Here is a 12,882-nt window from a genome sequence, read left to right as displayed (position 1 = left end):
GTAACCAGGAGGGGATCCTGGTGGACGCCACCACTATCGTTGTCATCGTCCTCGTTGTCCTGCTTCTCATCGCTGCAAGAATGTCCATCCGGATCGTGCGGCAATACGAGAAGGGCGTACTGTTCCGGCTTGGCAGGGTCATTGGCGTCAGGGATCCGGGCCTGCGGCTGATTGTTCCGATCATCGACCGGCTGCCGCTGGTCAGCCTCAGGATCGTGACCATGCCCATCCAGTCGCAGGGCATCATCACCCAGGACAACGTCAGCGTGGACGTCTCCGCCGTGGCTTACTACCGGGTGGTGGACGCCGTGAAGTCCGTCATCGCCATTGAGAACGTGGCCTCCGCCATCGACCAGATCGCCCAGACTACGTTGCGGAAGGTGGTGGGCCGCCACACCCTGGACCAGACCTTGTCCGAGACCGAACGGATTAACGGCGACATCCGCGAAATCCTCGACGTGCTCACCGTTGAATGGGGTGTGGAAGTCACCTTGGTGGAACTCAAGGACATCCAACTGCCGGAAAGCATGAAGCGCGCCATGGCCCGCCAGGCCGAGGCGGAGCGTGAGAAGAGAGCGAAGATCATTGCGGCCGAAGGCGAGGCCATCGCTGCGGCAGCGCTCGGCGATGCCTCCGACACCATGATGGCCCACCCGCTGGCACTGCAGCTTCGCAACCTGCAGTCCCTGGTGGAAATCGCGGTGGACAAGAACTCCACGGTGGTGTTCCCCGCCCCGCTGATGAGCACCATCGGCGAACTTTCCGCGTTCCTGGCGCGCGAGAACCAGGCGGCGTCCGCGGCCGGCCCCTCACCTGTAAAGGCGGCCTGACCCGCGGCCTGACCCGCTGTCTGACCCGCGCGCAGCCAAGGAGCGGGCCGGACCCAGCACGCCCGGACTTTCGGTGCGGAACGCGGCGGCCGCTAAAGTCGTGCCATGACCACTGCTGCTCTACGGCCTGTCTACTTCCTGTCGGACAGTACCGGCATCACCGCGGAAACACTTGGCAATACACTGCTGACGCAGTTCCCGGTGGACAATTTCGACCGCGTCACCATTCCCTTCATCACCACCCCCGACCAGGCGAGGTCCGTGGTCCGCACCATCGACGGCCTGGCTGCCGCCGGGCCCCGGCCCCTCGTGTTTTCCACCGCCGTCAACAGCGAAATACGGCAGATCCTTGGCGGTTGCAACGGTGTGATCGTGGATCTGATCGGCACCCATGTGGGGGTCCTGGAGCAGGCGCTGGGCACCCCTGCCAGCGGTGAGCCGGGCCGGGCGCATGGGTTGGGGAACGCCGCGCGCTACCAGTCCCGGATGGCCGCCGTCGAGTACGCCATGGAGCATGACGACGGGCAGAGCCTGCGTGCGCTGGAGAAGGCCCAGGTGATCCTGGTGGCCCCGTCCCGGTGCGGAAAGACGCCCACCACCATGTACCTGGCGCTGCAGCACGGGATCTTCGCGGCGAACTTCCCGCTGGTGGATGAAGACTTCCAGCGGGACGGGCTGCCCAAGCCGCTGCGGCCTTTCGTGTCGAAGTGTTTCGGTTTGTCCTCCAACCCGCTGCGCCTGAGCCAGATCCGTACCGAACGGCGCCCCAGCTCGCCCTACGCATCCCTGCGGCAGTGCGGTTTTGAGCTGCGCAGCGCCGAGCAGCTGTACGTTTCCCACCGGATCCCGTACCTGAACTCCGCCACCGTCTCCGTGGAGGAAATGGCGGCCACCATCCTGCAGCGGATGAACCTCAAGCACTAGGCGCCATTTCACAAACGTGGCGTAGCGCACATCATGTGGAAAGTGCGCTGCAGACCTGCCACTGTTGACAGGGTTTTTTCTTCCGGCCGGCACTACCGTGACGGCCAGCATTGCTTACGCCACCCACTGCAAAGGAGCAGCAATCATGACGACAGACGTTCTGTGGTTCTCTGAACTTGGACTCAAGGACCTGGACAAGGTGGGCGGCAAGAACGCCTCACTGGGCGAGATGGTGCAGAACCTGACCTCGGCCGGCGTCCAGGTTCCGGACGGCTTCGCCACTACGGCAGACGCCTACCGCCGGTTCCTGTCCGACTCCGGACTGGACCAAAAGATCGCCGATCGCCTGGTGGGGCTGGACACGGATGACGTGACGGCCCTGGCCTCCGCCGGCCAGGAAATCCGCTCCCTGGTCCGGGATACGCCCTTCCTGCCCGACTTCGAAGCACAGGTCCGCGAGGCGTACCAGCAGCTGGTGGACAAGCATGCCGGCTCCGCGGACCTGTCCTGGGCGGTCCGGTCCAGCGCCACGGCGGAGGACCTGCCCGATGCCTCGTTCGCCGGGCAGCAGGAGACCTTCCTGAACGTCCGCGGGATCGAGAACATCCTGCAGGCCATCAAGGACGTCTTCGCGTCGCTCTACAATGACCGCGCCATCGCCTACCGCGTGCACCACAAGTTCGAACACGCCGAGGTAGCACTCTCGGCCGGCATCCAGCGCATGGTGCGCTCCGACGTCGGCGCTTCCGGCGTCATGTTCACCATGGACACCGAGTCCGGCTTCCAGGACGCCGTGTTCGTCACCTCCTCCTACGGGCTGGGTGAAGCCGTGGTGCAGGGTGCGGTGAACCCGGACGAGTTCTACGTGTACAAGCCCGCCTTGGCGGCCGGCCGCCCGGCGATCCTCAAGCGCGGCCTGGGGGAGAAGGCCCTGCAGATGACGTACACCAACAACAGCGAGATCGGCCGCACCATCGACTTCGTGCCGGTGGAGGCTTCGCTGCGCTCGCGCTTCAGCCTGACGGACGACGACGTGGAGCAGCTTGCCCGCCACGCCGTGGCCATTGAGAAGCATTACGGCCGTCCCATGGACATTGAGTGGGGCAAGGACGGGACCGACGGCGGCCTGTACATCCTGCAGGCACGCCCGGAAACCGTACAGTCCCGCCGGGCCCCGGGCAGCATGAGCCGTTTCCGCCTGAACGCAACCGGCCCGGTGCTGGTGGAAGGCCGCGCCATCGGGCAGCGGATCGGGGCCGGCAAGGTCCGGATCCTCACCGCCATCGATCAGATGGCGTCGTTCCAGACCGGCGACGTGCTGGTGGCGGACATGACCGACCCCGACTGGGAACCCATCATGAAGCGCGCCTCCGCCATCGTCACCAACCGCGGCGGACGCACCTGCCACGCCGCGATCATCGCCCGCGAACTGGGGATTCCCGCCGTCGTGGGCACTGGCAACGCCACGGACACGCTGTCCGACGGCCAGGAAGTCACCGTGTCCTGCGCCGACGGCGAGACGGGGGCCATCTACGAGGGCCTGCTGGACTTCAGCGTTGAGGAAACCGGCATCACCAACCTGCCCGAGGCGCCGGTGAAGGTCATGATGAACGTGGGCACTCCCGAACAGGCGTTCACCTTCGCGCAGCTGCCCAACCACGGCGTGGGCCTGGCCCGGCTGGAGTTCATCATCAACCGGCAGATCGGCATCCACCCCAAGGCCCTGCTGAACCTGGACAGCCAGCCTGCGGATGTGGCCGCCGAGATCCGGGAACGGATCAGCGCCTACGACAGCCCCCGCGAGTACTACATCAAGCGCCTGGCCGAGGGCGTGGCCACCATCGCCGCCGCCTTTGCGCCGGAACCGGTGATCGTCCGGATGTCCGACTTCAAGTCCAACGAGTACGCCAACCTCATCGGCGGCCCGGCGTACGAGCCGCATGAAGAGAACCCGATGATCGGCTTCCGCGGCGCGTCCCGGTACCTGGAGCCGTCCTTCCGGGACTGCTTCGACCTTGAGTGCGAGGCCCTCTCTTTCGTGCGAAACGAGATGGGGCTGACCAACGTCAAGCTCATGATCCCGTTCGTGCGCACCCTGGACGAGGCGCGGGGCGTCATCGAACTGCTCGCCGAGAACGGGCTGCGCCGCGGCGAAAACGGCCTCGAGGTGATCATGATGTGCGAGCTGCCCTCCAACGCACTGCTCGCCGACGAGTTCCTCGAGTACTTCGACGGCTTCTCCATCGGCTCCAACGACATGACCCAGCTGACCCTTGGCTTGGACCGGGACTCGGCGATTGTGGCCAACAGCTTCGATGAGCGGGACCCGGCCGTGAAGAAGCTGCTGAGCATGGCCATCAAGGCCTGCAGGGCCCGCGAAAAGTACGTCGGCATCTGCGGCCAGGGCCCCAGCGACCACCCCGACTTCGCCGAGTGGCTGGTACAGGAAGGCGTCAACTCCGTCTCCCTGAACCCGGACACCGTGGTGGACACCTGGCTTCGGCTCGCGGGGGCCTCAGCTGACGCTTCGGAAGGTGCAGCCGTGGCCGCCGTCGGGGCAGCCTGACCGGGAACGCTTGACGATCAAAGGGGCGGTTCCGCCACTGCCGACAGGTGGTGACGGAACCGCCTTCACTGGTTGGACGGTTTCACTGGTTGGACGGTTCGGGGAGCAGCCCCAGCTGGCCAAGAAGTTCCATCTGGTCGAAGTAGGCGTGGTGCGCGGTGATCAGGCCTGCCTCCACTTTGGTGATGTCGCAGCTTCGCACCCGGACCTGCTTTCCTGTCGGCGGCAGCGTCCCGCCGGTGGGCAGGTTCAGTTGCCCGGTGTTCGTGCCCACCACGAAGCCCTCCAGGATGGCAACGTCCCCGGCCTCATGAGTGGCCACCTGCTGGTACGTGACGTCCGGCATGGCCTCCCAGAAGTGGAGGAAATAGTTGGTGATCGCCTCGCGGCCGGAGATCTCTCCCTGGTCCGGAGTGCTGATTACGGCGCCTTCGGCGTAGCAGCCTGCCAGCGCATCCCTGTCCTTTGCGTCCATGGCCGTCATCAGCCGGCCCATGACGTCACGTGCCTGTCCCATTGCAGCCTCCATTGTGGTTCCCGGTTTTCCTCTACGGACGGCCCGCTTCGTGCGGCGTCCGTAAAAGGAAAAGTACGGCGGCGGAACACACCCCCGCGATCCCCGCACCAGGGGTTTCGGGGCGCCTGGAAAACCACCCATTTGGGGGATTGCCGGCCTGCCTGCCGGGCGGATACTGGAGGTGTGTGGGAGGAGCGCGCGGAGCGTGCCCGGCGGGACATCGCCGCCATGGCCGCCGGCGGGATGGACCTGCCTGACCTCTATACCTCGGCGCTGGCCGTGGTGCAGCGGGAGGTGCCGTTCGAGCAAGGGTGCTGGGCCGCCGTCGACCCCGCCTCCATGGTGATGACCTCCGTTACCAACTGGCTGCCGTGGCCGGTGGGTGGGCGCCAGTTCGAGGAGTATTTCCTCCGCTTTGCCCAGTCCGAATACACAGGCCGGGAACCCAACACCTTCGCCGAGCTGCTGCGCCGGCCCCGCCCCATCGCGAGGATTTCGGATGCGCCGCACCGTGAGGTGGTCCGCAGCGTCCGGATCAACGACCTGATCAAGCCGCTGGGCTTCGAGCATGAGTTGCGGGCCGCGTTCCGCGTGGACGACTTGTGCTGGGGCGTGGGGAGCATCTTCCGGGAAGGCGGCAGCGACTTCACCGACCGGGAGGTGGAATTCCTGGGCGCGGTGACTGCCACGCTCGCGTCGGCCACCAGGGCCGCCGTCCGCGTGGCGCACCCGGCGGGACCGGCCGCCGTCGGGCCTGTCATTGTCCTGGCCGGGCTGCACGGCGACCTCCGCGCGGCCACGCCGGCCGCCGCCTCCTGGCTTGCCCAGGTGGAGGAAGCTGCGCCCGGGCGCTTCAGCCAGACGCTTTATTCGGTGGTGGCGCAGGCGCATGCGGCGGCATCCGGGACGGCGCGGGCCAGGATGCGCGACGCCGGGAACAATTGGGTGGTGCTGCAGGCCAGCAGCCTCATCACCGGCGATGATCCCGAACAGATGGTGGTCACCGTGGAACCGGCAACCACCCACGACCTCGTGGCCCTGCTGCTGATGGCGTACGGCGTGACCGCCCGGGAACGGGATGTCTGCCTGGAGGTGCTGGCCGGAAGTTCGACGGCGGAGATCGCCCGGCACCTGTTCATCTCGCCGCACACGGTGCACGACCACTTGAAGTCGCTCTTTGAAAAGGTGGGCGTCGGCAGCCGGGGCGAGCTGGTGGCCAGGCTCGTGGCCTGACGGGCAGTCTGTTTTAACGGGTCCGAGGACTCTGTGTCCGGGGGCGCCCGCCCTGGAAGCTGGAGGTACAGCCGGCAACCGGAGGATCCCATGCATGCCTTGGCGGAATCGGTGCGCACGCACCCGCTGTGGTGGTACTACGTTGTTACCTTCCTCTTGTCGTGGGGCGCCATTGTGCTCGCGGTGTGGGCGGTCACGGGTGGCCTGTCGCCTACGCCGGAGCAGTTCCAGCTCACCATCCCCGTAACCGTGCCGGCGATGCTGCTCGGACCAGCGTTGGCCAGCCTGGTGCTTACCGGAGTTGTGTCGGGACGGGCAGGCTACCGGGATCTTCGGGCGCGGCTGCTGAGATGGCGTGTGGGCGGGCGCTGGTATTTGGCCCTGCTGGTGGCGCCGGTCTGTTTGGCCGCGTTCGTGCTGGTGCTCTGGCTGGCGTCCCCGGATTACGCGCCTCGGATCGCCACGGCTACAGATAAGGGCGGCACCATCATCACTGGACTGGCCATCGGGCTGGCGGCGGGATTTCTCGAGGAAATCGGTTGGACCGGCTTCGCCATCCCCAAGGCGAGGCAGCGGTTCAGTGTTCTGCGGACGGGAATCCTGGTGGGGGTGCTGTGGGGTGCGTGGCACTTCTTCGTGAATTATTGGGGTGGGGGCGGGACCAATGGCGGGGTGCCCCTGGGAATCTTCCTGTCGCTGTGGCTGGTGGCCGTCCTCGTCGGCCAGCTTACGGCGTACCGGGTGCTCATGGTGTGGGTTTACGACCATACTGGCAGCGTGCTCCTGGCAGCGCTGATGCACGTCAGCCTCGCGGCGTTCCAGTACATCCTCAACCCGCTGACACCTGGCATTCCGCAGCAGGTCTATCCCTGGGGCCAGGCGGCCACCATGTGGCTGCTGGTTGCTGCCGTGGCCCTTGCCCGCCGCGGGGACCTCACGAATCGAAGAACGACGACGGCGCCGGCCTGAGCGCTGCGCGGCCGAGGCGGCATCTCAGTCCGCGCCCTTGCCGGCCAGGATCTGTTCGCGCAGGATGTCCGCGTGGCCGCAGTGCTGGGCGAGTTCCCGCAGCATGTGCAGGTACAACCAGCGCAGCGGGAGCGGTCCCCGCCGGTTGCCGGTCACGACGTCGTCGAGGCCCAGAGGGGCGGCAGCAGCCCGGGACGCGGCGCACGCGTCCCGGTGGGCTTTCCGGACGGAGTCGATGGTGTCGCCGTCGTCCAGGATGAACGACTCGTCAGGAGTGGCGGGGATGCCGATCTCGCTGCGGGGACGGCCGGTGAAGGCTTCGTCGAACCAGACCTTCTCCACGAAGGTGGCATGCTTCACCAGCCCCAGCAGGGTGGTGCGGGAGGGAACCAGCCGACGCCGGACCTGCTCCTCGGTCAGCCCGTCCAGGCACCCGTTGAGCGCGGCCCGGTGCTCCTCCAGGAAGAACTCGAACTGGACACGCGCAGGTTCGTTGATGACGTCGTCCATCGAGTGGGAGTGGGAAGCCATAAGCAGACCCTAGCAAGCCGGAAAGGGAACGCGGCTTTACTTCATCGCCCCCGTAAGCATGCCTCCCACGTAGTACTTCTGGAGCAGGACATAGATAACGATGCACGGGACGATCGTCACCGCGACGCCCGCCTGCAGTGCCCCCCAGTCCAAGGTCCCGAAAGTGCCGCTGGAGAGCACGTTCAAGGCCACCGGAAGGGTGTACTTGGACTGGTCTGTCATGAGGATCAGCGCGGCGAAGAACTCGTTCCACGAGGCGAAAAAGGTGAACAGCGCGGTGCTGATCACCCCCGGAATGGCCACCGGGAGCAGCACCCGGACCATGGCACGCAGCACGCTGCACCCGTCCACCAGGGCAGCTTCCTCAATGCTCGCCGGCAGCGCTGCGAAGGAATTCCTCATCAGGAAGATACCGAATGGCAGGTTAAAGGTGGTGTACACCAGCATGAGGCCCAGGAGGTTGTTGGTCAGGCCGATCTGGTGCAGCACCAGGTACAGCGGAGTGATGACCGCCTGGAAAGGGATCATGAAGGTGGCGAGGGTAGCGAAAAACAGCAGGTTGCTGCCGCGGAAGCGCAGTTTGGCGAAGCCGTAGCCGGCCAGCGTGCTCAATACGATCGTCAGGAGCGTTGCGCCAACTGAGACGAGGACGCTGTTGCCTAACTGCTGGACGAAGCCCGCACCGCCGTTCTCGTTGCCGAATAGCTTCGCGAAGTTCCCCCACGAGAAGGAACCCGGGAAAAGCGTGGGCGGCGCGGCAGCAGCCTCGGCAGGGGACTTGATCGACTGTGAGAGAACTACCCAGAACGGGTAGAGGAACAGGGCCGCGAGGCTGAGGTTGATAATCCACCAGGCCGTGCGCGGCACCGGGCGGAGTCTGGACTGCAGTGAAGTCATGGAGGGGTCCGTTTCCGATGGATTGGACTAGTTGTGGTCCGAGTTGCGGAGGATGAGCATCTGGATGGCGCTGACGACCGCGAGCACGATCATCAGCAGGGCAGAGAGCGCGGCGCCATAGCCGAGCTGGAAACCCTGGAAGGACACCCGGTAGATGTGGTACACCGCGGTGATGGTCTGGTTCGCCGGCCCGCCGCTGGTCATGATGTAGAACTGGTCGAAGGCCAGCAGTGAGCCGGCTACCGAAAAGACGAGCACCAGCGCGAGGGTGGGCCGCAGCAGCGGCAGGATGATGTAGCGGAACACCTGTGTTCGGCTTGCACCATCGATCCTGGCCGCTTCCTCGAGCTCCACGGGGATGGACTGCAAGCCCGAGTTCAGCAGCAGCATCTGCATGCCGGCAACCTTCCAGACCACCATGGCGCACACGATGCCCAGCGCTCCGGCGAAGCTTCCGAACCAGTTGTCCGAGTGCGAGGCCAGCCCGCCGCGGGTAAGCAGGTCCAGCAGGGGCCCGATGTTGGGCTGGGCCATGAAGAGCCACAGGTAACCGGCGGCGGCGAAGCCGACCACCACCGGCAGGAAATAGATGGACTGGAAGATTCTGGAAGCTTTGCCTGGACGCCGGATCAGGAGCGCCAACGCGATCCCGATGACCAGCAGCAGGGGAGTCATGATCACGGTGTAGAGGAGGGTGAACCCGGCTGCCCGCAGGAAGTCCTGGTCCTGGAACGCCGTCGCGTAGTTGCCCAGGCCGATGAAGCTGATCTTGCCCAGCAGCGGCCAGCGGTTCAGGGACATCCACAGCATCAGGACCACGGGCAGGAAGAAGAAGACGGTGAGGAGGATCAGCGCGGGGGCGACCACCAACGCGCCGAGCCTGCTGCGCGAGGTGGTGAGGGACCGCCGGCTCCGTGGCGGACGTAGGGGCGCCGTTGGGCGTTGGGGCTTGCCGGGGCGCGTTGTCAGGGTGGTGTGGTGTGCCAAAGTAGGTCTCCTTGAGGACGAGGCGGGTGCTGCCGCGGGTCCGCGGCAGCACCCGTAAATGTCAGGGTCCGGTCTGGATGATCTGCTGGGCGGCCTGCTGCGCCTTTTGCTGCGCGGCCTGGATGTCGCCGCCGAAGACGGCCTCGTTGATCATGGTTGCCCATGGTCCGTTGTTGTCATTGAACAGCTTGTTTTCCACGACGCTGTACGGCGTCTTGCCGGTCTCCAGCGCCTTGCTGAAGATCTCGTTGCGCGGGTCTGCCGAGGCGTAGACGCTCTTTACGAGGTCAGTCCTGACCGGGACGATGGAGTTCTTCGCCAGCAGGGTCTGGGCCTCGTCGCCGGTGGCCCACTTTACGAAGTCCCATGCGGCAGGCTTGTTCTTTGACCCGGTGGTGACCGCGATGTTGTCGCCGCCCGCGAAGGAAGCTGAGCCGCCGTTCTCTCCCGGGATGGGGGCGATGCCGTAGTCAACCTTCTTGTCCGTGTTCAGCGTCTGCGTGAAGAAGGCGCCGAGCACCACCATGCCCACTTTTCCAGCCTGGAACAGGGCCGGCTGGGCGGTGCCCGAGTCGGTCTTCGCCGCCTCCGGCATCACGCCGGCGTCGTGCATCTGCTTGTAGAACGTCAGCGCCTTGGTGACCTCGGGAGAGTCCAGTTTCGCGGTCTTGCCGTCGTCGGAGAGTACGTCGCCGCCGCTGGCCCAGACGCTGGGGGTGAACTCGAAGATGTTGCAGCCGCCGCACTGGCCGGCCATCGTGAAGCCGTAGGTGTCGGGGCCCAGGGCGCGGATCTTCTTGGCGGCGTTGAGGATCTCCTCGTAGTTTGCCGGCGGTTTGGCAGGGTCAAGGCCGGCCTTCTGGAAGAGATCTTTGTTGTAGAACAGCACGGATGCTTCGGCCGTGAAGGGCAGGGCGTAGGTCTTGTCCTCCCACGTGGAGAGGCGCGCGTGCGACGGGCTGAGCTTGTCCTTGTACGGCAGTTTCGAGGCGTCGTCGGTGATGTCCTGGAGGACCCCGGTGGAGGCGAAGTAGGGCAGGTAGACCAGGTCGATGGAAGCCACGTCCGGGCCCGACCCGCCAGCGGTTGCCGTGCCGAATTTCTGCACGAAGTTTCCGCTGGGCACGATGGTGACCTGGACCTGCGCCTTGTGGGACTTGTTGTACGCGTCCGCGAGCAGATCCATGAACCCCTTCTGTGAATCGCGGGCCCACAGCGTGATGGTCCCGCTCGGCTCCCCGGAGGAGGCCTGCAGGGAGTCGGAGCCGGAGGAACTGCCACAACCGGTGGCCGTGAGGGTGAGGGATGCCGCCAGCGCCAGTGCTGCAGCGAGTTTTGTGCGTTTCATATACCGTTTCCTCTTCATAGGGATGGGTGGGAGGTGCAACTAGGCGAGGGGGATCCAGACCCGCATGGCGGCCGGCCCACGGTTGGCCCAGCGGAAATACGGGATGGCAGTCAGTTCGACGGGCCGCTGTTCCGCGGCTTCCGTTCCGGAGGTGCGGTAGAGCGCCTGCTCCGACTGGGGACGGGCGACGCCTGCGGCTTTGAGCACGGTGCGCACCCCGGGGATGCCCTCCGCCGCTGCAATTTCCACCGGCGCGGCCGCGTCGACCGCAAGGTCTTCCAGCACGACGCCGTCCGCCTGGTCATGCTGCTCGAGGCAGTAGACCACGGGCCCACGGACCAGGGCGACCGTGCCGCGCACAGCATCGACGCGGGGATGAGCGCTAACAATTTGGACAGGCATCGGCAGTGTCAGCAAGACGATGGTGCTCCCTTCCCAGTCGCGGCTGAGCCGGAGGTAGCCGGATGCATCAGTCACTGCCTCGATGGGCTTCCCGCCGATGGTCACCTCCGGGTCCTTGCACCACGAAGGGATGCGCACGGAGAGCGTCCACTCGCCGGCAGGAGCCGTGACCTCGATGCTGGCCTTTTCGTCCCAGGGATATTCGGTGGTTGTGGCAACAGTTACTTCGCCGCCGAAAGGTTCACCTGAGGCGCGGATCTCACCGTCGTGCAGCAGCTGGAGCTGAAGGCCGGACTCATCCTGCGTGGCTACGTAATGGTGCAGGGATGCCACGAGGCGTGCGAGGTTCGGCGGGCAGCAGGCGCATGCATACCAGGACAGGCGTTCCGACGGCGCGTCCTCGGTGGAGCCGTCATGGCCGGTGCGCAGCTGCAGCGGGTTGGAGTAGAAGAAGCTGTTGCCTTCAACGGAGGTGGAAGCGGCGATACCGTTGTAGAGGGCCCGCTCCATCTCGTCGGCGTATTTGCTGTTGCCGGTTGCCAGCAGCAGCCGCCAGCTGAAGTGCAGGCTCGCGATGGAGGCACACGTTTCGGCGTAGGCACGGTCCGGCGGCAGCTCGAAGGCGTCGCCGAATGCCTCGTCCCGGTGCCGGGATCCGAGCGCCCCGGTGAGGTAGGCCTTCTGGGTGAAAATGTTCTCCCACAGCGATTCCGCGGCCTCCAGCAGGGATACGTCCCCGTTTTCGAGGTAGGCATCGGCCACTCCGGTGGAGAGGTAGACCTGGCGCACTGCGTGACCTGTTGCCTCGTGGGCCGCCTTGCGGATGGGAAGGTGGTCCTGGAAATACTGGCGGCCGAACCTGTCGTCGGGGAGGATGCCGTGCCCGCGCAGTTCCAGCTGCCGGACGGCCGTTTCAAGGTAGCGCTTGTCGCCGGTCAGGCGGTAGAGCTCCACCATTGCGGTTTCCACTTCCGGGTGCCCGTCGATCTTTTCGGCGCCGCCGGGGCCGAAGTTCTCCACGATGCAGTCGGCGACGCGGCGGGCCACCTCGACGACGGCTCCGTTGCCTGTGGTGCGGGCCACGGCAACTGCCGCCTGCAGCAGGTGGCCGGCGGTGTACAGCTCGTGGCTCCACTGCAGCTTGTCCCAGCGCTTCCCGGGCTCAACGCCCTGGACCCAGGTGTTCAGGTAGCCGTCCGGCTCCTGCACCTTGGCCAGCAGCTCGCCCATGGACGCCACATACTCTTCCCACCGCGGATCCGCCTGCCTGCCGGCCTCCCAGCCCACAGCCTCCAGCGTCTTGTACAGGTCCGAGTCCTGGAACCAGAATCCGCGGAACGCCGCGTCGCTCTCGCCGACCAGCCGCCGGAAGTTGTCGAGGGCGCCGCTGGATTCCAGATTGTCGATGCAATGCGGAATGGTGGAGGTCCGGTTGAGCTCCTGCCAGCTGCCCAGATGTCCCTCTGGGCGCAGCTGCACGGAATCGAAGGCCAGCGGGCGCAGCGCGTAGTGTCCGGACGTCGTCGCCCCGACGGGCCCCGCTGCGGTCCCGCCGCCGGTACCCTGCCCTGCGGACGGTGCTGGACTGTGGTGAACAGATGTCATCAATGACCTCTTCCAAAGTGTGAATCGGAGGGAGACGGGACAGAATCCGGAAAAGCCGGAAAAGGAAAATCAG

Annotated in this window: 11 protein-coding genes; 5 read left to right on the top strand and 6 right to left on the bottom strand. The window is 65.8% G+C overall.

Going from position 1 to position 12,882, the window contains the following annotated elements:
- The first annotated feature begins 20 nt into the window (after positions 1–20).
- From AC3ANU_RS17765 to ppsA, 3 genes are all read left to right on the top strand, one after another.
- Positions 21–830: a slipin family protein gene (locus tag AC3ANU_RS17765; protein ID WP_018770552.1), complete on the top strand. Its 810-nt coding sequence runs from the start codon at positions 21–23 to the stop codon at positions 828–830.
- A 105-nt stretch (positions 831–935) separates the two neighbouring features.
- Complete coding sequence (locus tag AC3ANU_RS17760; RefSeq protein WP_018770551.1) at positions 936–1,754, top strand: pyruvate, water dikinase regulatory protein; 819 nt, start codon at positions 936–938, stop codon at positions 1,752–1,754.
- Between the two features lie 145 nt (positions 1,755–1,899).
- A complete protein-coding gene (gene ppsA / locus AC3ANU_RS17755; protein WP_134165530.1) occupies positions 1,900–4,320 on the top strand; it encodes a phosphoenolpyruvate synthase in 2,421 nt (806 codons plus the stop codon).
- A gap of 82 nt (positions 4,321–4,402) precedes the next feature.
- Here ppsA and AC3ANU_RS17750 read toward each other — a convergent pair whose 3' ends face one another.
- Positions 4,403–4,837: a nuclear transport factor 2 family protein gene (locus tag AC3ANU_RS17750; RefSeq protein WP_018770549.1), complete on the bottom strand. Its 435-nt coding sequence runs from the start codon at positions 4,835–4,837 to the stop codon at positions 4,403–4,405.
- 183 nt (positions 4,838–5,020) lie between these two features.
- On the opposite strand from AC3ANU_RS17750, the gene AC3ANU_RS17745 reads away from it, so the two are divergent.
- On the top strand, positions 5,021–6,070 hold the full coding sequence (locus AC3ANU_RS17745) for a helix-turn-helix transcriptional regulator (protein WP_488314994.1): 1,050 nt from the start codon (positions 5,021–5,023) through the stop codon (positions 6,068–6,070).
- Positions 6,071–6,160: 90 nt separating this feature from the next.
- Entirely contained in the window at positions 6,161–7,039 is an 879-nt protein-coding gene (locus AC3ANU_RS17740; protein WP_488314993.1) for a CPBP family intramembrane glutamic endopeptidase, read from the top strand.
- Between the two features lie 24 nt (positions 7,040–7,063).
- Here AC3ANU_RS17740 and AC3ANU_RS17735 read toward each other — a convergent pair whose 3' ends face one another.
- From AC3ANU_RS17735 to AC3ANU_RS17715, 5 genes are all read right to left on the bottom strand, one after another.
- Positions 7,064–7,570 carry a DinB family protein gene (locus tag AC3ANU_RS17735; RefSeq protein WP_488314992.1) on the bottom strand — a complete coding sequence of 169 codons (507 nt, stop codon included), beginning with the start codon at positions 7,568–7,570 and terminating at the stop codon, positions 7,064–7,066.
- 36 nt (positions 7,571–7,606) lie between these two features.
- The gene (locus AC3ANU_RS17730) at positions 7,607–8,467 is read right to left on the bottom strand and encodes a carbohydrate ABC transporter permease (RefSeq protein ID WP_056393234.1); all 861 of its coding nucleotides are present in this window, start codon (positions 8,465–8,467) and stop codon (positions 7,607–7,609) included.
- 27 nt (positions 8,468–8,494) lie between these two features.
- Positions 8,495–9,454, bottom strand: coding sequence for a carbohydrate ABC transporter permease (locus AC3ANU_RS17725; RefSeq protein WP_488314991.1), 960 nt, complete (start codon positions 9,452–9,454; stop codon positions 8,495–8,497).
- 61 nt (positions 9,455–9,515) lie between these two features.
- A complete protein-coding gene (locus AC3ANU_RS17720) occupies positions 9,516–10,802 on the bottom strand; it encodes an ABC transporter substrate-binding protein (RefSeq protein WP_056393237.1) in 1,287 nt (428 codons plus the stop codon).
- 39 nt (positions 10,803–10,841) lie between these two features.
- Positions 10,842–12,809 carry a glycoside hydrolase family 127 protein gene (locus tag AC3ANU_RS17715; protein ID WP_235509880.1) on the bottom strand — a complete coding sequence of 656 codons (1,968 nt, stop codon included), beginning with the start codon at positions 12,807–12,809 and terminating at the stop codon, positions 10,842–10,844.
- Positions 12,810–12,882 lie beyond the last annotated feature (73 nt).

It is taken from the genome of Arthrobacter sp. SDR-2R (genome assembly GCF_057747955.1).
This window is presented reverse-complemented; position numbering and strand designations above follow the sequence as displayed.